17 protein-coding genes and 1 pseudogene are annotated in these 21400 nt (G+C 48.7%); 11 read left to right on the top strand and 7 right to left on the bottom strand.

What is annotated here, in order from left to right:
* Positions 1-7 precede the first annotated feature (7 nt).
* The 5 genes from prpB to XMG48_RS08430 all read left to right on the top strand — a co-directional run bounded on the left by prpB (position 8) and on the right by XMG48_RS08430 (position 7671).
* Complete coding sequence (gene prpB, locus XMG48_RS08450; RefSeq protein ID WP_173481623.1) at positions 8-901, top strand: methylisocitrate lyase; 894 nt, start codon at positions 8-10, stop codon at positions 899-901.
* Positions 902-963: 62 nt separating this feature from the next.
* On the top strand, positions 964-2094 hold the full coding sequence (gene prpC / locus XMG48_RS08445; protein WP_173481622.1) for a 2-methylcitrate synthase: 1131 nt from the start codon (positions 964-966) through the stop codon (positions 2092-2094).
* Between the two features lie 22 nt (positions 2095-2116).
* Entirely contained in the window at positions 2117-4726 is a 2610-nt protein-coding gene (acnD, locus tag XMG48_RS08440) for a Fe/S-dependent 2-methylisocitrate dehydratase AcnD (protein WP_173481659.1), read from the top strand.
* Positions 4727-4789: 63 nt separating this feature from the next.
* Entirely contained in the window at positions 4790-5968 is a 1179-nt protein-coding gene (prpF, locus tag XMG48_RS08435; protein ID WP_173481621.1) for a 2-methylaconitate cis-trans isomerase PrpF, read from the top strand.
* 233 nt (positions 5969-6201) lie between these two features.
* Positions 6202-7671, top strand: a complete 1470-nt coding sequence (locus tag XMG48_RS08430; RefSeq protein ID WP_173481620.1) for an NAD-dependent succinate-semialdehyde dehydrogenase — start codon at positions 6202-6204, stop codon at positions 7669-7671.
* 41 nt (positions 7672-7712) lie between these two features.
* Here the strand turns inward: XMG48_RS08430 and XMG48_RS08425 are convergent, their stop codons facing one another.
* The 3 genes from XMG48_RS08425 to XMG48_RS08415 are packed head-to-tail and all read right to left on the bottom strand — an operon-like array spanning position 7713 to position 9943.
* Positions 7713-8501 (bottom strand): class II aldolase/adducin family protein, encoded by a 789-nt coding sequence (locus XMG48_RS08425; protein ID WP_173481619.1) that lies wholly within the window; start codon positions 8499-8501, stop codon positions 7713-7715.
* Between the two features lie 15 nt (positions 8502-8516).
* Positions 8517-9002, bottom strand: a complete 486-nt coding sequence (locus XMG48_RS08420; protein WP_173481618.1) for a MarR family winged helix-turn-helix transcriptional regulator — start codon at positions 9000-9002, stop codon at positions 8517-8519.
* The gene (locus tag XMG48_RS08415) at positions 9002-9943 is read right to left on the bottom strand and encodes a TauD/TfdA family dioxygenase (protein ID WP_173481617.1); all 942 of its coding nucleotides are present in this window, start codon (positions 9941-9943) and stop codon (positions 9002-9004) included. The genes XMG48_RS08420 and XMG48_RS08415 overlap by 1 nt, the downstream gene beginning before the upstream one ends.
* Positions 9944-10137: 194 nt before the next feature.
* On the opposite strand from XMG48_RS08415, the gene dld reads away from it, so the two are divergent.
* Positions 10138-11859, top strand: coding sequence for a D-lactate dehydrogenase (dld, locus tag XMG48_RS08410; RefSeq protein WP_173481616.1), 1722 nt, complete (start codon positions 10138-10140; stop codon positions 11857-11859).
* 58 nt (positions 11860-11917) lie between these two features.
* Here the strand turns inward: dld and XMG48_RS08405 are convergent, their stop codons facing one another.
* Positions 11918-12985: a 3-deoxy-7-phosphoheptulonate synthase gene (locus XMG48_RS08405; RefSeq protein ID WP_173481615.1), complete on the bottom strand. Its 1068-nt coding sequence runs from the start codon at positions 12983-12985 to the stop codon at positions 11918-11920.
* Positions 12986-13171: 186 nt separating this feature from the next.
* On the opposite strand from XMG48_RS08405, the gene dsbD reads away from it, so the two are divergent.
* Positions 13172-14974, top strand: a complete 1803-nt coding sequence (gene dsbD / locus XMG48_RS08400) for a protein-disulfide reductase DsbD (RefSeq protein ID WP_371731446.1) — start codon at positions 13172-13174, stop codon at positions 14972-14974.
* A 52-nt stretch (positions 14975-15026) separates the two neighbouring features.
* Positions 15027-15353: a hypothetical protein gene (locus XMG48_RS08395; protein ID WP_173481614.1), complete on the top strand. Its 327-nt coding sequence runs from the start codon at positions 15027-15029 to the stop codon at positions 15351-15353.
* A 58-nt stretch (positions 15354-15411) separates the two neighbouring features.
* On the opposite strand, the gene XMG48_RS08390 is transcribed toward XMG48_RS08395, so the two are convergent.
* Genes XMG48_RS08390 through XMG48_RS08380 form a run of 3 tightly spaced genes read right to left on the bottom strand, consistent with a single transcriptional unit; the run spans position 15412 to position 17339 of the window.
* On the bottom strand, positions 15412-15963 hold the full coding sequence (locus XMG48_RS08390) for a hydrolase (protein WP_173481613.1): 552 nt from the start codon (positions 15961-15963) through the stop codon (positions 15412-15414).
* A 5-nt stretch (positions 15964-15968) separates the two neighbouring features.
* On the bottom strand, positions 15969-16511 hold the full coding sequence (locus XMG48_RS08385; protein WP_173481612.1) for a DUF2889 domain-containing protein: 543 nt from the start codon (positions 16509-16511) through the stop codon (positions 15969-15971).
* Positions 16512-16520: 9 nt separating this feature from the next.
* Entirely contained in the window at positions 16521-17339 is an 819-nt protein-coding gene (locus XMG48_RS08380) for a pyruvate, water dikinase regulatory protein (protein ID WP_173481611.1), read from the bottom strand.
* Positions 17340-17500: 161 nt separating this feature from the next.
* Here XMG48_RS08380 and ppsA point away from each other — a divergent pair.
* From ppsA to rraA, 3 genes and pseudogenes are all read left to right on the top strand, one after another.
* Positions 17501-19870, top strand: a pseudogene (gene ppsA, locus XMG48_RS08375) (phosphoenolpyruvate synthase).
* A gap of 100 nt (positions 19871-19970) precedes the next feature.
* Positions 19971-20801 carry a S1-like domain-containing RNA-binding protein gene (locus XMG48_RS12205; RefSeq protein ID WP_173481610.1) on the top strand — a complete coding sequence of 277 codons (831 nt, stop codon included), beginning with the start codon at positions 19971-19973 and terminating at the stop codon, positions 20799-20801.
* 19 nt (positions 20802-20820) lie between these two features.
* Positions 20821-21306, top strand: coding sequence for a ribonuclease E activity regulator RraA (gene rraA, locus XMG48_RS08365; RefSeq protein ID WP_173481609.1), 486 nt, complete (start codon positions 20821-20823; stop codon positions 21304-21306).
* Positions 21307-21400: the final 94 nt, after the last annotated feature.

Here is a 21400-nt window from a genome sequence, read left to right as displayed (position 1 = left end):
GATAGAGATGACTCAGTCGATGTCCCCAGGTGCTAAGTTCCGTAAGGCACTAGCCGATAACAAGCCACTTCAAGTTGTGGGTACTTTCAACGCATACAACGCAATGATGGCAACACGTGTTGGTCACCAAGCGATCTATCTCTCTGGTGGTGGTATTGCAAACGCCTCTTACGGCCTACCTGATCTAGGTATGACCTCATTGAACGATGTGATGGAAGATGTACGTCGTGTAACAGCAGCCTGTGATACGCCTCTGATGGTTGATATCGATACAGGTTGGGGTGGTGCATTCAACATCGCACGTACGGTTAAAGAGATGATTCGTGGTGGCGCAGCGGCGTGTCACCTTGAAGACCAGGTTGCTCAGAAGCGTTGTGGTCACCGTCCAAACAAAGAGATCGTCTCTCTAGAAGAGATGGTTGATCGTGTTAAAGCGGCCGTTGATGCTAAAACAGACGATGACTTCTTTATCATTGCCCGTACCGATGCATTCCAGATGGAAGGTCTTAACGCAGCCGTTGAACGTGCACAAGCCTGTTTAGAAGCGGGTGCTGACGGTATCTTCGCTGAAGCGGTTCATACGCTTGAAGACTATAAAGCCTTCTCTCAGGGTATTAACGGTGGACACCTACTTGCGAACATCACTGAATTTGGTGCGACACCTCTATTCAATAAAGAGGAGTTGGCAGAGAACGGTTGTACGATGGTTCTTTACCCACTGTCTGGTTTCCGTGCAGCAAACAAAGCCTCTTTGAACGTTTACGAAGCGCTACTGCGTGATGGCGATCAGAAAGCCGTTGTGGATACGATGCAGACTCGCATGGATCTTTACGATTTCTTGAACTACCACGACTTTGAACAGAAGCTAGATGCTCTGTTCCAAGAAGGTAAAAACAAGTAACTAATCCCTAACTCTCGGATCTGTTGTTCTGTCGCAGGTCCATGTCATTCAAGGAGAAAGAGATGGCTGAAGCAAAAAAATTAAGTGGTGCAGGTCTGCGTGGTCAATCTGCGGGTGAAACGGCACTCTGTACGGTTGGTAAATCGGGCGCTGGTCTTACTTACCGCGGCTACGATATTAAAGAGTTGGCTGACAATGCGCAGTTTGAGGAGGTTGCCTACCTTCTTCTATACGGCAAACTGCCTAACCAAGCGGAACTGGATGCTTATAAAGCACGTCTGAAAGGCATGCGCGCACTTCCAGCAGCGCTTAAAACGGTTCTAGAGAACATCCCTAAAAATGCTCATCCAATGGATGTGATGCGTACCGGTGTCTCTATGTTGGGTAACCTTGAGACAGAGATGGACTTTAGCGAACAGCACGATCACATCGATCGCATGCTGGCGGTATTCCCTGGCATCATCAACTACTGGTACAACTTTGCTCACAAAGGCATCCGAGTTGAGACAGAGACAGACGCAGACTCTATTGCAGAGCAGTTCCTATGGACGCTTCACAATAAAAAACCAGAGCCGCTGCACGTCGATGTTATGCACGCCTCTTTGATCCTTTACGCAGAGCATGAGTTCAATGCCTCAACCTTTACGGCTCGTGTCTGTGCGTCAACGCTGTCTGACATTCACAGCTGTGTGACCGGTGCCATCGGTTCACTGCGTGGTCCTTTGCATGGCGGCGCTAACGAAGCGGCGATGGCGATGATCGAAAACTGGAAATCTGCTGACGAAGCAGAGGAAGCGATCATGGGTATGTTGGCTCGTAAAGATAAGATCATGGGCTTTGGTCACGCGATCTACCGCGAGTCAGATCCACGTAACGCGATCATCAAAGAGTGGTCTGAAAAACTCTCTAAACAGGTAGGTGATACGCACCTTTACGCTGTTTCTGAGCGTGTTGAAGCGGTCATGTGGCGTGAGAAGAAACTCTTCTGTAACGCGGACTTCTTCCACGCATCGGCTTACCACTTCATGGGTATCCCTACTGAACTGTTCACGCCGATCTTTGTCTGTTCGCGCGTAGCGGGTTGGACTGCTCACGTCATCGAACAGCGTGCAAACAACCGTATTATCCGTCCTTCTGCAGACTACACTGGCCCTGAGTCGGCTGAGTGGGTTGCGATTGAAGACCGTGCCTAATTAAGAGTAGGAACTTGAAATGATGAATACTCAATACCGTAAATCTTTAACTGGCACGACGCTCGACTACTTCGATACTCGTGCAGCGGTTGAAGCAATTGAAGCTGGCGCTTATGCGAAGCTTCCCTACACATCGCGTGTATTGGCAGAACAGTTGGTTCGCCGTTGTGAGCCGGACGCTCTAACTGATTCGCTAAAACAGCTAATCGAGCGTAAGCGTGACCTCGATTTCCCTTGGTACCCAGCGCGTGTTGTCTGTCATGACATTCTTGGTCAAACAGCACTGGTTGACCTAGCAGGTCTGCGTGATGCGATTGCGGATCAGGGTGGTGACCCATCTAAGGTTAACCCTGTCGTGCCAACTCAGCTGATTGTTGACCACTCGTTGGCAGTAGAGGCACCAGGCTTTGATCCAGAAGCGTTCGATAAGAACCGTGCGATTGAAGATCGTCGTAACGAAGACCGTTTCCACTTTATCGACTGGACCAAGACTGCGTTTGAAAACGTTGATGTAATTCCAGCCGGTAACGGCATCATGCACCAGATCAACCTTGAGAAGATGTCTCCGGTTATTCAGGCGCGTGATGGGGTTGCCTACCCTGATACCTGTGTCGGTACTGACTCGCACACGCCTCACGTTGATGCACTGGGTGTTATCGCGATCGGTGTCGGTGGTCTTGAAGCTGAAACTGTTATGCTGGGTCACCCATCAATGATGCGTCTTCCAGACATCGTGGGTGTGAAGCTAACGGGTAAACGTAATCCAGGAATCACTGCGACTGATATCGTATTGGCTCTGACTGAGTTCCTACGTCAGGAGCGTGTCGTTGGTGCATACCTTGAGTTCTTCGGCGAAGGCGCTGATTCACTATCGATTGGTGACCGTGCGACTATCTCGAACATGACTCCAGAGTTTGGTGCAACGGCTGCGATGTTCTACATCGATGGCCAGACGATCGACTACCTAAAACTGACGGGTCGTGAACCAGAGCAGGTTGCACTGGTTGAGCAGTACGCTAAAGAGACTGGCCTATGGGCGACCGATCTTGTTACGGCTGAATACGAGCGAGTTCTTGAGTTTGATCTATCAACTGTTGTCCGTAACATGGCAGGTCCATCAAACCCACACCGTCGTCTACCAACTTCGGATCTAACCAATCGCGGTATCGCTGACGAAGCGAAATTGGCTGCAGCGAAAGCGGAAGAGGCTGATGGCCTGCTACCAGATGGCGCAGTGATCATCGCAGCGATCACTTCATGTACCAACACCTCTAACCCCCGCAACGTTGTTGCTGCAGGTCTTGTTGCTAAACGTGCTAACGAGCTTGGCCTTGTGCGCAAGCCTTGGGTTAAATCGTCATTTGCTCCAGGTTCAAAAGTTGCAAAACTTTACCTAGAAGAGGCGGGTCTTCTTCCAGAACTTGAGAAGATGGGCTTCGGTATCGTGGCATACGCTTGTACAACCTGTAACGGTATGTCGGGTGCGCTTGATCCTGTGATTCAGCAAGAGATTATTGATCGTGACCTCTACGCGACAGCTGTACTATCGGGTAACCGTAACTTCGACGGCCGTATCCACCCATACGCTAAGCAGGCATTCCTAGCATCACCACCACTTGTCGTTGCTTACGCGATTGCCGGTACGATGCGTTTTGATATCGAAAACGATGTATTGGGTACGGATACCAACGGTAACCCAGTAACGCTTAAAGATATCTGGCCATCAGATGAAGAGATCGATGCGATTGTCGCTAAGGCCGTTAAGCCAGAGCAGTTCCAGCAGATCTACATCCCTATGTTTGACCTAGGTGAAGCTGAGAAAGCGCCAAGCCCACTTTACGACTGGCGTGAAATGTCGACCTACATTCGTCGCCCTCCATACTGGGAAGGTGCGTTGGCAGGTGAGCGTACGCTAAAAGGTATGCTTCCATTGGCAGTGTTAGGTGACAACATCACAACTGACCACCTATCGCCATCGAATGCGATTCTTGCGTCGTCTGCAGCGGGTGAATACCTTGCTAAGATGGGTCTTCCAGAAGAGGACTTCAACTCATACGCAACTCACCGTGGTGACCACCTAACAGCACAGCGCGCAACCTTCGCTAACCCGAAACTGTTGAATGAGATGTGTCGTGATGAGAACGGCGAGATCATTCAGGGTTCTCTAGCTCGTCTAGAACCTCAGGGTGAACAGATGCGCATGTGGGAAGTGATTGAGACTTACATGGAGCGCAAGCAGAACCTAATCATCGTTGCTGGCGCTGACTACGGTCAGGGCTCATCACGTGACTGGGCGGCTAAAGGTGTTCGCCTAGCGGGTGTTGAAGCGATCGTTGCTGAAGGTTTCGAGCGTATTCACCGTACTAACCTAGTCGGTATGGGCGTACTACCTCTTCAATTCAAAGAGGGCGAAACACGTCATACTTACGGTATTGATGGTACTGAGTCGTACGATGTGGAAGGTGAGATCGCGCCACGTGCAGATCTAACGCTGATCATCAATCGTCGTAACGGTGAACAGGTTCGCGTACCAGTGACCTGTCGTCTTGATACGGCTGCAGAAGTTCGTGTCTATAAAGCTGGTGGTGTGTTGCAACGCTTTGCTCAAGATTTTCTTGAGGGCAATGCATAAGCAATTGGCTAACTACAAGGGGTCGCATCGCGGCCCTTTTTTAAATTAAGGGAGATGTTTGAAATGGCATTTGTTCCTCAAATTCAGGTTCGCGCTACCTACATGCGTGGCGGTACATCTAAGGGTGTTTTCTTCAATCTGAAGGATTTACCAGATGCGTGTCAGGTTCCAGGTGAAGCGCGCGATAAGTTGTTAATGCGTGTCATTGGTAGCCCAGATCCATACGGTGCTCAAATTGATGGTATGGGTGGTGCGACTTCATCGACATCGAAGACGGTTATCGTCTCAAAAAGCACCATGCCAGATCATGATGTTGACTACCTTTTTGGTCAGGTCGCGATCGATCGTCCATTTATGGATTGGTCAGGTAACTGCGGTAACCTATCGGCGGCTATTGGCCCTTTTGCTATTCATGAAGGGCTAATCGACCCAGCTAAGATTCCTGAAAACGGCATCTGCGAAGTCAAAATTTGGCAGGCCAACATCAAGAAGACCATCATCGGTAAAGTCCAGATCACTAATGGTCAGGTACAAGAGACAGGTGACTTCGAGCTTGATGGTGTCACTTTCCCCGCAGCTGAGATTGAAGTGTCGTTCATGGATCCAGCCGATGGCGAAGGTTCTATGTTCCCAACAGGTAATCTTGTCGATGATCTTGAAGTTCCTGGTGTGGGTACTTTTAAAGCGACAATGATCAACTCAGGTATCCCAACCATCTTCCTCAATGCAGAAGAGATTGGTTACCAAGGTACTGAGCTTCGTGAAGCGATCAATAATGATCCTGAAGCGCTAGCGCGTTTTGAAACCATGCGTGCCCACGGTGCGCTAAAGATGGGTCTAATCACGGATCTTAAAGAGGCTGAGACGCGTCAACATACCCCTAAAATTGCTTTTGTCTCACCACCAAAGAACTACACAGCGTCTAGTGGTAAAGAGATCACAACGGATGATGTAGATGTTCTAGTTCGTGCACTGTCTATGGGTAAACTTCATCACGCGATGATGGGTACAGCGGCAGTTGCTATCGCAACGGCAGCAGCAGTACCGGGTACGCTGGTTAACCTCGCTGCCGGTGGCGGAGAGCGCGATGCCGTTCGCTTTGGTCACCCATCGGGTACCTTGCGTGTCGGTGCAAAAGCGGAAGAGGTGAATGGTGAGTGGACTGCTAAAGCCGCCATCATGAGCCGAAGTGCGCGTCTTCTAATGACGGGTTCTGTGCATGTTCCAGGGGATACCTTTTAGTCTCTGGAAAATGCTGAAAGTGCCGATGTCAGGCTGAAGGCCTGGCACGGTAACTGCGTAGTGGGTTAGTACCCAGGTGACAGGCCTTCAGCCTGTCATCCGCCCTTTCTTCATTCACCACTAAACAAGTGAATTTCACTCCGCAAAACAGCATATAATTGATCCTTTCCATCGGGTTAACGTATTGTTTATATTGAATAACGTTTATAACCAGACCACAGGATCTTTTGATCATGCCACTTCAACTTAGCGACACCTCTCTTCTTATCTCTAAAGCGTTTATTAATGGTCAGTGGGTAGACTCACATTCCGGCGAAACATTCGCCGTGACCAATCCAGCTACTGGAGAGTTACTTGCTGAAGTTCCCGATATGGATGAGGTCGATACTCAACGAGCTATCGACGCGGCCGATGCTGCTTGGGCCGATTGGAAAGCCGTTCCGTGCAAACAGAAAGCTAATCTTATCCGTCGTTGGTTTGATTTGGTCATGGAGAATCAGGAAGATCTAGCGCGTTTGATGACAGCAGAACAGGGTAAGCCTCTTGCAGAAGCGCGTGGTGAGGTCGCTTACGGCGCGAGCTACATCGAGTGGTTCGCTGAAGAGGCCAAGCGTGTTTATGGTGATACCATTCCTGCAGCTACGGGTGATAAGCGTTTAGTTGTTATCAAACAGCCAGTCGGTGTAGTGGGTGCAATCACTCCTTGGAACTTCCCGAATGCCATGATTGCGCGCAAGATTGCACCAGCGCTAGCAGCGGGATGTCCAGTGGTTGCTAAACCGGCAGAAGATACACCGCTTTCATCTCTCGCACTGGCAGAACTTGCAGCACGAGCAGGTATCCCTACGGGTCTTATCAACATTGTGACAAGCTCGAGAGCTAAAGCGGCTGCCGTAGGCAGTGCGCTTACGAGTTCAGATAAAGTTCGTAAAATTTCCTTCACTGGTTCGACGCAGGTCGGCAAGATTCTAATGAAACAAGCCGCCGACAGCGTCAAAAAAGTCAGTATGGAGCTGGGAGGAAATGCCCCCTTCGTCGTTTTTGATGATGCTGATTTGGATGCGGCTATCGAAGGTGTGATTGCATCTAAGTATCGAAACACTGGCCAAACCTGTGTCTGCGCAAACCGTATTATTGTCCAAAGCGGTATCTATGAGTCATTCCTTCAAAAGCTCGCTGAGCGTGTTTCAGCCTTTAAAGTGGGTAACGGTCTTGAAGTGGACGACGCTGTTCAAGGTCCTCTGATCAACCAAGCTGCGGTCGACAAGGTTGAACGACACATCAAAGACGCGGTAGAGAAGGGGGCTCGGATTGTATTAGGTGGAAAGCCCCATGCACTGGGTGGCACCTTCTTTGAGCCGACCATACTGGCTGACATCACAACCGATATGTGTGTGACTTACGAAGAGACCTTTGGTCCTGTGGCACCTATCTACAAGTTTGAAACAGAAGAGGAGGCCATCGCACTGGCAAATGACACAGAATTCGGCTTGGCAGCCTATTTCTACAGTCGCGATATTGGCCGTGTCTGGCGTGTTGCTGAAGCACTGGATGTTGGGATTGTGGGCATCAATGAAGGGATTATCTCTTCAGAAATGGCACCCTTTGGTGGGGTTAAACAGAGTGGCCAAGGTCGAGAAGGGTCTAAGTACGGTCTGGATGACTACCTAGAGATTAAATACCTCTGTATGGGTGGCATATAATTATGCCCACTAAAAGCCCTCTTGTCAGAGGGCTTTTTCTTTTACAGTTTCCAGCTAGGATCTTTCTGATCGATCAAACGGATCAACGCCGGCCACTCAGGGTGTCTAACTTTTGCATTGGCTTGAGCTTCGCCGCCTTCGAACTGATGACGAGTTTTTCGAATGATCTCTTCATCAATTGGGTTCAGGTTGCCTGCTGCCATAGCAGCCAATTGCACCTGTGCATTTCTAATGAAAGCAAAGTGTCTTACAAAGGCCCAGGTACAAGTTGGGCCTGCTGTGAGAAGACCGTGGTTCTTGAGAACAAGCGTGTGGTTGGTATCACCCATTGCAGCCGCTAGCCGTGGTCCCTCAGAGCCATCCAGAACGATCCCTTCAAAGTCATGATAGCCAGTGCGTTCGAAGAACTGACAACCCTCTTGTGTAACAGGAATTAACGGTGAATCCAGCGCACACAGTGACTGTGAAACTGGCTCGTGTGTATGCAATATACAGTGCAGATCGGGGCGGGCTTTATGAATCGTTGAGTGAATGGTGTAGCCTGCTTTGTTGACGTTCCATTCACTTTCAGAAAGGGCGTTACCATCAATATCGATCTTAATCAGGTCTGATGCGCGCATTTCATCATAACGAACCCCGAATGGGTTGATTAAAAACTCATCAGTTCCAGGAATACGCAGGCTGATATGGTTGTAGACAATGAATGTCCAGCCAAAGTGATCAACCATTCTGTAGGTCGCTGCGAGTTGAAGGCGGGCTTGCCATTCAGTGTCACTCATTCCTTCAGGTGCATCGGGTAGATCTACCTGAAATCTTGGATCGTTACTCATGTTCTGTCCTTTTATTTATTCGGTGTCGAGCGTTTCAATATTTTTAATCAATTTGTGAAGGGTCCCAACAAATTGAACTAATTCACTCTCATCAATCTCTTTTACGACTCTCTCATGACGATCAAGCACCACGTCCAAGAAGCGTTGATGTAGTGCCCAACCCTTTTCACTAAGTGACCAGCGTTTTTGCTTGCCTTTGGGTGTGGCTGTTTCACCAATGAGCAGATTTTGTGAGTCCAGTTTAGCCATGGCTCGACTGGCCGCTGCCTTATCTATGCTGATCAGGGAGCAGACTTCAGCTGCCTTTTGGTTTGGCTGATAAGCCAGAGATGCGAGAACCCGCATCTCAACTGAGCCCAAACCAAATTGCGATAGGTACTGGCTTGATGAGTAGCTTGTCAGCCTATTGGCGATCACAGAGATAAGGTGTTGAAGGTATCGATCATAGTCGAGAACTTCATGCCCCTCTCTGTGTCGAATAATGTCCAATTTATCTGACATTAACTTTCAAACGCAGCCTGAGGCTTTTCGCCCATGACTGTTGTGCGATGCAGTTCACGACGGAACCCATCGTAATCATTAAACGCGCGGTGAAGACAGATGCGGTTGTCCCAAATGGCGACAGTATCCTCTTCCCAGCGTAAACGACAACAGAAGAACTCTTGCGTTGCGTGCTCGTGTAGGAATTTAAGCAGAGGTTCTGACTCGCGGCGCTCCATTCCCTCGATATTGACTGAGTAGACACCATCAACATAGAGTGACACTTGACCAGATTCTGGATGCTTGCGAACCATCGGATGGAAGTTTCCGCGCATCATCGCGTCGATATCAATTTCTAACTCGATATCGGTCATTGAAGTCATATTCTTTGTCTGTTCAACCACTTTTTTCATCGAGCCTATAACGCGGTCAGCAGCCATATGAACCTTTAGCGGCGCTAGCATCTTTTTCATGCCAGCAGACAGGCTCTCATACGCCATCACTGAGTTGTACCAGATGGTATCACCACCATAGGGTGGAATTTCGATGCCGTGAAGTACACTGATTGATGGTGGTCTTTCTAGAAAGGCTGAATCGGTATGGTGACCACCGCCAAAGATGATTTTAGATTTGGTATCAGCCTCTTTGATAACAGGTTGTACATCTGGGAAGCCAGGAAGACCTGTGGTGTAAGCATCGGTACCTAACTCGCCAAAGCGCTTTGTAAACTCCAACTGATCAGCAGGGGAGAGGTTCTGCTTACGCAAGAAGATCATCTTGTGGTGCCAGAGTGCCTCTTTGAGCTCCTCAAAGGCTTCGTCATCAAGATCTTTTAACTGAACATCCAGTACCTCAGCACCCATTGATGAAGCCAGTGGTAGTGTTTTGATCTGTTTACCTTGATATGGATGGTTTTTGTAAGGCTGATCGTCATGAATTAGATCGGTATCCATTGAACTCATTGCTTCTCTCCGATGGTGTTATTTATTGTGAAATGAACAATAGATCCAAAAAGTTGATATGTCAACTTTTTGGTTTTTACATAATGAGGGCAGATAAAAGTGATCTCTTTTTTTGTGCATTGCGAAAGCTAAATTTAATTCCCCGCAGGATCCGCTATAATCCGCATCTGATTTTAAGATAGAGGCTTTGAATAATGTCGACTCAGGCACTTATTTCGCAGTTACAAACCATTGTTGGTAAGAAGTACGCAATAACCGAATCTGATCGTGTGGCGCCTTACGCTACCGGTTTTCGTCTGGGTGGTGGTAGTGCATTAGCTGTCGTTCGTCCTGGAACCTTGGTTGAGGTTTGGCACTGTCTGCAAGCCTGTGTCAAAGCGGATGTGATCGTCATTATGCAGGCCGCGAATACCGGTTTGACCGGTGGCTCTACTCCCAATGGTGACGATTACGATCGTCCTATCGTGATCATCAGTACCATGCGCATCGACTCTATTCACCTGATTGATCAGGGCAAACAGATTGTGGGTCTTGCGGGTTCTACGCTTTTTGGTCTGGAAGATCGCCTGCGTCCATACGGTCGTGAGCCTCACTCTGTCATCGGTTCCTCATGTATTGGTGCGTCTATTGTCGGTGGTATCTGTAACAACTCTGGCGGTGCGTTAGTTCAGCGTGGTCCTGCTTACACAGAGATGTCTATCTTTGCTCAGATCAATGCCGACGGTGAGTTGGAGTTGGTGAACAATCTAGGAATCAACTTGGGTGATACACCTGAGGAGATGCTCGAAAATCTTCAGTACGAGCGTTATCGCGCTGATGATGTCCAGTACCCAGATCTGCTGGGTTCCGATAACGAGTACAACGATCGTATTCGTGATATTGATGCTGAGACACCCTCTCGCTACAACAATGATGGTCGTCGTCTGCACGAAGCGTCTGGTTGTGCCGGTAAATTGGCCGTCTTTGCTGTGCGTATGGATACCTTCGAGATTCCAAAGAAACAGCAGGTGTTCTACGTTGGTACTAATGACCCTGCGGTTATGGAGCAGATGCGTCGCGATATCTTGTCGACCTTTAAGAATCTGCCTATCGCCGGTGAGTACATTCACCGTACCTGTTATGACGTCTCTAAGAAGTACGGTAAAGATTCGTTCATCGTGATCGACAAACTCGGTGCTTCCTACATGCCTAAGATGTTTGCGATTAAACGCACCGTTGATCGTTGGACCAATAAGCTAGGCTTTTTACCGAAAAACTTCTCGGACAAGATGCTGCAGTGGATGAGCTACCTATGGCCAAATCATCTACCCGCTAGCATGGAAGAGTATCGTGATCGCTTTGAACACCACTGGATTCTCGAAACAGGGAATGAGTGTGTCGATGAGATGCGCGCTTACCTTAATGAGTTCTTTAAAACGAACGAAGGTGAGTATTTCGAGTGTACTGAGCGCGAAGCAGAGCAGGCCATACTGCACCGTTTTGTTGCCGGTGGTGCGATTGGACGTAATAAAATCATGGAAGGCGATAAGCTAGGTGCGGTCATGACCATCGATGTGGCCTTTCCTCGTAATGAGCGCGACTGGTTTGAAACGCTGCCACAAGAGCTAGCGGATCAAATTGCCGTTAAGGTCTACTATGGTCACTTCTTCTGCCACGTCATGCACCAGAACTACATCATGAAACCAGGTGTTGATGCCAAAGCGGTTAAGAACCAGATTTTGGATACCTTTGATGCGCGTGGTGCTGAATACCCAGCGGAACATAACGTTGGTCATGAGTATGCTGCGAAAGAGGCGCTTAAAGAGTTCTACCGTAGTCTGGATCCAACCAATGGATTCAACGCAGGTATCGGTCAAACCAGTAAATTGAAATACTGGGGTGAGTCATCTTGTGGTTGTGGCAGCGATCATCACTGATCCGCTGAAATGAAAAAGGGAAGCGTAACCGCTTCCCTTTTTTGTATCCGATCGATGCTTATCGAGTTTTTAGAATCTCAGCAAGCTGATCATTCATCTCAATCAGTGAGCTTTCGGTCGTCTCCCAGTTGATACAGGCATCCGTCACCGATACACCGTATTTCAATTCACTGAGATCTGAAGGGATCGACTGGTTGCCCTCATTAATGTGCGACTCGATCATAAGACCGATGATTGAGCGGTTGCCCTGAACGATCTGATGCATTGCATCCTTAGCCACCAGTGGCTGGCGGTTGTGATCTTTGTTTGAGTTAGCGTGGCTACAGTCGATCATAATGTTCTGTGGCAGCTTCGCTTTCTCTAACGCTTGCTCTGTTAGATTGACGCTGACGGTGTCGTAGTTGGCACGTCCCGCACCACCACGAAGTACGACATGACTGTATTGGTTACCACGAGTGCGGACGATGGATACCTGACCTTCTGAGTTGATCCCCAAGAAACTGTGAGGGTGGCTGACCGATTGCATCGCATTAATAGCAACATCTAAGCTTCCGTCAGTCCCGTTTTTAAAGCCAACGGCACAAGATAGGCCTGAGGACATTTCACGGTGGGTTTGCGATTCAGTGGTACGCGCGCCAATGGCTGACCAAGTAATAAGGTCCTGCATGTACTGTGGTGAGATTGGATCCAATGCTTCAGTCGCCAGAGGAAGGCCCATCTCAGCTAGATCAAGCAGTAACTTACGACCAATGCGAAGACCCTCTTCAATCTCAAAGCTGTCGTTCATATGAGGGTCGTTGATCAACCCTTTCCAACCGACGGTGGTACGTGGTTTTTCAAAGTAAACTCGCATCACTAGGTAGAGTGAATCTTTTACTTGCTCTTGCAGCTTCAATAGGCGACGACCATATTCGATCGCGGCTTCTGGATCGTGAATAGAGCAAGGGCCTACCACGATGAACAGGCGCTTATCTTCGCGCTTAAGAATCTGTTTGATGGTGTTGCGGCCGGCCATCACGCTCGCGGCAGCTTTATCAGACAGAGGTAACTCTTTTTTAAGCTGATTGGGTGTGACCAGTGGGTCATTTGATTCGACGTTTAAATCGTCAATACGAGTATCGGTCATGGGTTAAATCCGAATAATCCTTTGAAAGAAGAGCGTTTGTAACACAGTCAATGGTCTGGTTTAAGGGCTCTGTCAGTATAAAATACGAATTTTAGTGATCTATGACCGACAAAACGGAATAATAGCTCTAACTGTGTAATTTAAATCTTCGTTATTGCGATAGATAAGTTTTAATGCGAGGACTTTGTGCGTTCTATCAAATTCACACTCAGCCTGTTAATGGCGTTCATATTGTCACTGTCAGGCGCCAATGCGTCTCTGTTTGGTGGTAACAGTGATGAGCCGTTAGAGGTTGAACAGGCGTTTAAATTCAGTGCTCAGCAACTGGATGCTAACCGCTTTCTATTGGTATGGGATATTGAGCCTCGTTACTACCTCTACCAAGATCGAATCGAGTTAACCCTTCCAGAAGGGGTTAGCCAAGTTAGCCGATCCGATTCCGCGACTGATACTAAAGAGGATCCTGTCTTTGGTGTTGTAGAGGTCTTTCATGATCGCGCTGAGGTGACCGTTGAGCTGGCGCGTCAAACCACTGCAGCGGCTGAGGGTCAATTTGATGTCAGCTACCAAGGTTGCTGGGAAGGGGGAATCTGTTATCCACCGGTGACTGGTGTGGTTGCCTACACTGGTCTATCGGAGGCTTTACAGGCTGCAAAAACGGCTCCTGCTGACGCAACTACGACAGAGATTGTCAGTGAGCAGGATCAGTTCTTACAAACCCTATCAGGTAACTCCACTTGGACTTTGATCGGCGTCTTCTTTTTAGCGGGTTTGGCTCTATCGTTGACGCCCTGTGTATTCCCGATGATTCCGATTCTGTCGGGCATTATTGCCGGTCATGGTCACAACACTAATGCCAAGCATGGTTTAGCCTTGTCGATCATCTATGTGCTGGCTATGGCGGTGACCTACACAATCGCTGGGGTGCTGGCAGGAGTGTTTGGAGCGAATCTGCAAGCGGCACTTCAGGCTCCTGCCGTAATTGCTGTATTCAGTCTTCTGTTTGTTCTGTTAGCAGGCTCTATGTTTGGCTTTTACGAGCTGCAGATGCCGTCCTCTGTTCAAACCTGGTTGAGTCGCAATTCTGATAAACAGAAAGGTGGCAGTTATGTTGGTGTGGCTGTTATGGGCTTCCTCTCTGCACTGATTGTGGGTCCCTGTATGGCTGCTCCGTTGGCGGGCGCTTTGATCTATATTGGTCAAACGGGTGATCCTGTTATTGGCGGGTTAGCACTATTCTCACTGTCGATTGGTATGGGTATTCCTCTGATATTGATCGGCACCTCTGCAGCCAAGTACATGCCACGTGCGGGTCTTTGGATGGAGAGTGTCAAAGCCGGTTTTGGTGTCGTTCTTCTTTTGATGGCGGTTTGGATGTTAGATCGCATCGTGCCGGTTGAGGTGACGATGGGATTGGTCGCGCTGATCCTAATCATCACCTCTGTCTTTATGGGTGTCTTTGAAAGCCACGCCTCAGAAGTTCATGGCGTTAAGAAGATTGCCAAAGGGGTAGGGGTTATCCTGCTCGTTTACGGTGCCTCTTTAACTCTAGGACTTCTGTCCGGTGGTAAGAGTTTGATCTACCCATTGAAAGGCCTCGTATCGACAAGTGAAGCCACGACTGCAGCGAAGATTGAGTTTGTAACCGTGACCAATCCAACCGATTTAGACGCTCAATTGAGCCTGGCTAAATCGAGAGGACAGGCTGTTTTACTGGATTACTACGCGGATTGGTGTGTCTCCTGTAAGGAGCTGGATTACGTCACTTTCGCTGACTCAGCCGTTCAGAACAGGATGGCGCAAATGTTGCTGGTAAAAGTAGATGTGACGGCTAATGATGAAGCGTCGAAGCAGCTTACAAAGCGCTATGAAGTACTTGGTCCGCCAACGCTTATCTTTTATGATGGACTTGGTCAGTATCGAAAAGAGTTAACTCTGGTGGGTGTACCCTCGCCAGAACAGTTTTTACAAATGAGCAATCAACTTTAAGCAATAACTGAGCTTAGGCAAGACAATTGTCCTGCTCTTTGGAGTGATGAAAATGAAAAAAAGTACTCTGTTTGCAGCCCTTCTGTTGACCCCTGTCGTAGCACTTGCTGCCGACGCGGATAACGGCAAGGAGCTTTATGATGAAACCTATTTTGAGCGAGAGATTAACGGCGAAATGCGTGATGATGTGACCTGCGCAACCTGTCACGAACCTGCCTTTTACACTCGTTCAGACCGTATGGCTTCCAGCTATAAAAATCTTGAACAGGCTTGGGTTCAGGGCTGTAACGACAAGATGAATGTCGGCTGGTTCCCGGAAGAGGTTGCCGATGTTACGGCTTACCTCAACAAGACCTACTACAAGTTCCCACAAGAGTAGTCATTAATTTTAGTTGCTAAAGAGCCAGCAAATAGCTGGCTCTTCTGTTTCTAGCTATCTATCGAATGAACTCTCTACTGATCTCTTTAAACTTAGGATGATCGGCACGCTTTAACCACTCAAACATCACCATCTCTTTTGAAACCAGGGTCACTTGGTTTTGTTGCATTCGCTTAAGAGCCAGCACTTTATCCTCGGCCTTTCGTGAACTGACAGCGTCTTCGACCACAAAAACCTGAAATCCCATTTCACTAAGTTCTAAGACTGTTTGAAGAACACAGACATGTGTCTCCATGCCTGCAATGATGATCTGTTTGCGCTCCCACTGATTCAACGCGGTTTTTATCTGTGGTTCACTTACGCATGAAAAGCTCTGTTTTTCGAACCGCTCAGCCTTACCTTCAAGAAGCGATAGTAGCGACTCTTCAGTGGCTCCAAGACCTTGTGGATACTGTTCAGAGTAGGCGATGGGTATCTCAAGAAGTTGCGCCACCTCAACCAGTGCGACGGTATTAGCGAGGGTCTGTTCTGGTGATTGCACAGCCGGTAGCAACCTCCCCTGAACATCAATTACGAATAGCGTGCAGTTATCTCTGTCGATCAGTGCCATACTGGTTAACCTTTATAGAGTTCGGGCCAATATTGTTCGACGACAGGCGAGTCTTCAGCGTAGGTGTGGCAGCTGTTGAGTTGCGCGGAAACCGGTGATTCAGCCGTGCTTTTTGCTAATCGATGGCGCTCTTGAAAGGTGACTTGTATGGCCGTTGTCGCTACTGGACCTAATAGCTCAACCAGGTGTGTACAGCCTTGAATGCCGCCAAACAGATCTCTCACCTTTTTGGTAAAGCCGGGTCTAATCGACTCTCCCTCTAACTGTTTATATACCGGTGCGATACCTGGACACATTGTGTAGGGGGTGGCATCCATCGTGGTTTCAACGGCGTGTATGTTCAGATCAAGATCAACAGTCAGGCGGATCGCCATATCGTGCAGTGGGTCGCCCGCTTTTAAGATAAATTCACTTAATGGCATCTCATCAGCTTTGGTATCGACGAGATGGCCTTCAATATCCCAAAGCCCATCTTCACGCTGATAGCCAGTGCAGGTGACCTGTCGTGTATGGCGATGCGTCCTCGCAGCCGGTGTGGGTAGTGGCATGATAGGCTCCTAAACAATGCGTCGATTGAGATTAGCATCGGCCATGATGCGTGTACTGATCTCTTCAATCGAGAAGTTGGTGGTATTGATCGATTGCATATTGTTCTGGCGGAAATAGCGCTCAGCCGTGCGAGTCTCAAGATCGCATTGGTCGAGTGACGAGTATCGGCTGTTTGGGCGTCTCTCATTACGAATCGCGGCAAGCTGGAACGGATCGATGGTCAATCCATACAGCTTTTCACGGTGCTGCTTAAGAATATCGGGTAGATCTTCACCGCCCATATCCTCTTCGGTCAGTGGGTAGTTGGCGGCGCGAATACCGTACTGCAGTGCCATGTAGAGGCAGGTGGGTGTTTTACCGCAACGGGAGACACCTACTAGGATAATGTCAGCCTCTTTGTACTGCTGAGTTCTGGCGCCGTCATCGTTATCCAACGCAAAGTTAACCGAATCGATACGGGCCTTGTAGCGATCAATTTGGTTAATCGCGTGTGATTTACCAACCGTGTAGGTCGATGCGGTATCGAGCTCGGATTCAAGCGGTTTTAAAAAGGTCGAGAAGATGTCGATGTTGTAGGACTCAGCATCAGCGATCATTGCGCGGTACTCTGCATTAACAAAGGTATCGAACACAATTGGACGATGTCCGTCTTGTTTGCCTGTTTCGTTAATGCGTTGAATAACGGCTTCGACCTTTTCGGGTGTATCGATGTAGGGAAGGGTGATCTCTTCAAACTCTACCGACTCAAATTGGCTAAGCAGACTGTTACCAAGAACTTCAGCTGTGATGCCGGTTCCGTCCGATATAAAGAAAGCGGTGCGCTTCATTTTGGATACTCAATTCGACTAAATTCAATGCCCTATACTAGAGTTTTTGTAGCGAAATTACATTTTTAAAAGGGGGTTTTATTTCTCTTTTCTTCCTCTAGTATGGCGTGTATTGGGTAGTAAATACTCAGTTTAACGACCAAAGTTTAGGAGATAGTGCTTTGACAGAATACGTGATTCGTCTTGATCAGGCGCGCATGACCGATGTGGAAAAAGTAGGTGGTAAGAATGCCTCTCTTGGTGAAATGATCAGTCAATTGAGTGAAGCCGGTGTGCGTGTACCGGGTGGCTTTGCCACGACTGCCGAAGCGTATCGAGAGTTCCTAGCCTATGGTGGTTTGGCGGATCGTATTAATGCACGTCTTGATGAGCTGGATGCAGATGATACGCGTGCATTGGCGGAAACTGGCGGTCAGATTCGTCAGTGGATTATGGATGCGGATTTTCAACCTGAATTGGATGCTGCGATCGAAACAGCTTACGCAGAGATGTTGGATGGCCAAGCTGAGATCAGTGTCGCAGTGCGCTCATCGGCGACTGCAGAAGATTTGCCAGATGCCTCTTTTGCTGGCCAGCAAGAGACCTTCCTAAATATTAAAGGCCTAGATAATGTTAAACACGCGATCAAAGAGGTGTTTGCTTCCCTATATAACGATCGCGCCATCTCTTACCGAGTTCACAAAGGATTTACTCACGCTGAAGTAGCGCTATCTGCGGGTATTTAACGCATGGTTCGCAGTGAGACCGGCGCATCGGGCGTTCTCTTCTCATTGGACACAGAATCAGGTTTCCAGCACGTTGTCTTCATCACCGCCGCGTACGGTTTGGGCGAAACCGTTGTTCAGGGCGCAGTTAACCCTGATGAGTTCTACGTCTACAAACCCACTCTAAAGCAGAACGCTCCTGCGATTCTTCGTCGTACCATGGGCTCTAAAGCGATCAAGATGATCTACACGGATGAGCACAGTGCGGGTAAGGCGGTAGAGACGGTCGATGTCTCTTATGCGGATCGCAACCGTTTCTGTGTGACGGATGAAGAGGTAGAAGAGTTGGCGCGCATTGCCGTCATCATTGAGAACCACTACGGCCGTCCAATGGATGTCGAGTGGGCTCGTGATGGGGATGATGGTCAGCTTTACATCGTTCAGGCTCGTCCAGAAACGGTTCGCAGTCAGACACAAAAAACCGTGATCGAACGCTACCTGATGAAAGAGAAGGGTCAGGTCCTCGTTGAAGGTCGTTCGATTGGTCACCGAATTGGCGCCGGTGTTGTTCGTCTTGTTAAGTCACTTGATGAGATGCACACCGTTCAGGATGGTGATGTGTTGGTAACGGATATGACCGACCCAGATTGGGAGCCGGTTATGAAACGTGCATCAGCGATCGTAACGAACCGTGGTGGTCGTACCTGTCACGCGGCGATCATTGCACGTGAGTTAGGTATTCCTGCTATCGTGGGCTGTGGTGATGCAACCTCTGCACTGACTGACGGCCAAGAGGTGACTGTTAGCTGTGCAGAAGGTGATACAGGCTACGTCTACGCGGGTTGTCTAGACTTTGAACACACTACAAACAATGTTGAACAGATGCCATCGCTGCCGTTCGACATTATGATGAACGTGGGTAACCCAGACCGTGCCTTTGACTTCCAATCACTGCCGAATGCTGGTGTTGGTCTGGCGCGTTTAGAGTTCATTATCAACCGAATGATTGGTGTTCACCCGAAAGCGTTGATTAATCTAGAGGAGCAACCACGTGATGTGCGTCAGGTTATTGAACGCCGCATCGCAGGTTACAAATCGCCTGTTGATTTCTACGTTGATAAATTGACTGAGGGTATCTCAACGCTTGCGGCCGCTTTCTACCCTAAGAAAGTGATCGTTCGTATGTCGGACTTCAAATCCAATGAGTACGGTCACCTGATCGGTGGTCAATCGTTCGAACCGCATGAAGAGAACCCAATGCTTGGTTTCCGTGGTGCTGCTCGCTACATCTCTGAAGACTTCCGTGACTGTTTTGAGCTGGAGTGTCGTGCATTGAAACGTGTCCGTGATGAGATGCGTCTAACCAATGTTGAGATCATGGTGCCGTTCGTACGCACACCAGGCGAGGCAAAACAGGTCGTAGATCTGTTGGCGGAGAATGGGCTTCAGCGCGGACAGAACGGTCTTAAGTTGATCATGATGTGTGAAATCCCATCCAACGCACTACTCGCTGACCAGTTCCTTGAGTACTTTGACGGCTTCTCAATTGGTTCGAACGACCTGACTCAGCTGACACTCGGCTTGGACCGTGATTCGGGCCTTATTGCGCATCTGTTCGATGAGCGAAACGAAGCGGTTAAGCGTCTTCTTGAGATGGCGATTACCGCCTGTAAGGCGCAGGGTAAATATGTGGGTATCTGTGGACAAGGACCTTCGGACCACCCTGATCTTGCCCGTTGGTTGATGCAGCAGGGTATCGACAGTGTGTCACTCAACCCTGATTCAGTCATGGATACCTGGTTCTACTTGGCGAATGACAAAGCCTAAAAGAGGCTAAATCCTTAAAAACGGTCAGGATTCACTCCCTGGCCGTTTTTCGTTCTGGCCTAACCGGTTATCATAGGGTTTTTAATATTGGGAGAGAGGCGTGTTTGAACTCGGTAAGCGCAATCAATTAACGGTGTTGCGAGAGAGTCCATACGGTGTCTATTTAGAGACAGGTGATGGTGGCGGCATACTGCTCCCTCGAAGTGAAGTGCCTGAAGGTACTAAGCCTGGCGATAAGCTGCGTGTGTTTGTCTACCTTGACTCCCAAGATCAAGAGATCGCGACCTTGGCGCATCCCAAAGCGGAAGTGGGTCAATTCGCTCGACTGCGTGTTAAAGAGACCACGCCGATAGGTGCTTTCCTGGATTGGGGACTATCTAAAGATCTGCTGCTGCCTTTCTCAGAGCAGCAGCGTGATGTGACGGAAGGTCTGTGGGTGAATGTCTTCATCTACATTGATAACTCGAACCGTATCGCGGCCTCAATGAAAACGGATCGTTATCTTGAGTCCAACCCAACCGACCTAAACAAAGAGATGCTGGTTGAAATGCTGCCCTGGCGTATGACTGACTTAGGCATGCTCTGCATCATCAATGATCGCTATGAAGGCCTTATCCATCGTCAAGACCTCACTCAGCATTTGAAATTGGGTCAGCGTCTGACGGGCTATGTTAAGCAGGTTCGTGAGGATGGACAGATTGACCTTATGCTGACGCCACCTGGTTATAAACGAGTCGGGTCTGTTGCCGATAAGCTGTTGGCTGAGTTGGAGGCGAACAGCGGCTTCTGTCCACTGGGTGATAAGAGTCCGCCTGAAGCGATTAATGCCCGTTTTGGTTGCAGTAAAAAAGCCTACAAAATGGCGATTGGTCAGCTGTTGAAAGAGGGCAAGATCCAAATTGAAGCGGATGGCCTTCGTTTAAAATCTTAAAATCTATCAGGAGAAATCGATGGAAGATCTACTACCCGAACTGTGCGATCGCTATGAAGATGATGTGCGCATTCTTGAACCGATGTTTGGTAACTTTGGCGGTCGTGAACGCTTTAGCGGAAAGATCGTGACGATCAAAGCGTTTGAAGATAACTCCTTGGTTCGTGAACAAGTTGCGCTACCTGGTGAAGGTCGAGTGCTGGTAGTTGATAGCGGTGGCTCTATGCGTCGCGCGATGTTGGGCGACATGCTGGCTGAGAAAGCAGTCAAGAATGGCTGGTCGGGTATTGTTATCTACGGCTGTATCCGTGACGTGAATGCCATTGGTGATCTTGACCTAGGTGTTCAAGCGTTGGGCTGCCACCCGTTGAAGACCGAGAAAAAAGGGGCGGGCGAATTAAATGTCACGCTTCGTTTTGGCGGTGTTGATTTCATTCCGGGTGAATATCTCTACGCTGATAACAACGGTCTGCTGGTTAGCGAAAAAGAGTTAACGATTGATTGAAAATTAACCAGCATAGGTCTATTATCCACAGCCCGTTCTTAGTTGAGCGGCTGTAATTTTTTCTATTTTATAAGTTGTTGTTTTTAAACAGATT

Origin of the sequence: Marinobacterium sp. xm-g-48 (assembly GCF_013282925.1) — a bacterium.
GTDB lineage: Bacteria > Pseudomonadota > Gammaproteobacteria > Pseudomonadales > Balneatricaceae > Marinobacterium_E.
The sequence above is the reverse complement of the archived record's forward strand: the minus strand, read 5'-3'. Positions and strand labels throughout refer to the sequence as shown.